General features: G+C 76.2%; 1 protein-coding gene. It reads left to right on the plus strand.

Annotated elements, in window-relative coordinates:
- Positions 1-168: 168 nt before the first annotated feature.
- Positions 169-400, plus strand: a 232-nt coding sequence (locus RNB18_RS53145) for a hypothetical protein (protein ID WP_311721197.1), incomplete at its 3' end; no start/stop codon positions are given.

The following is a 400-nucleotide window of genomic DNA, read 5'->3' on the forward strand; positions in this document are numbered from 1 at the left end:
ACGGCTTCGACTGCGGATACGGCTGCGGATGCGACTGCGGATGCGGCTTCGGCGGCTGCGGCTGGGGCTGGGGTACGGCGTGCGGGAGGCCCGGACGCCCGTGGCGGCGGGGACACCGGAACCGAAGGCAGCCCCAGCGGCGGCGGCAGTGGTCCGTGCGGGCGGGTGATGGTGATACCCGCCCTGCCGGGAGACTCCGGCGACCGGCCGCTGCGGCACGACGGGCGCGGCGCGCTCCTGGAGACCGCCGGGCGGCTGTGGGCGCGCGGTGTACCGCTGGACCGCACCTCGCTCGACACCGGCCACCAGCGGGTTCCGGTGCCTCCCTACCCCTACCAGCGGCGGCGTTACTGGGCCGCCGACCCGCCGGTGAACCCGCTGCTCCACCAGGTGCTGTGGG

It is taken from the genome of Streptomyces doebereineriae (genome assembly GCF_031845645.1).
GTDB classification, from domain to species: Bacteria; Actinomycetota; Actinomycetes; order Streptomycetales; family Streptomycetaceae; genus Streptomyces; species Streptomyces canus.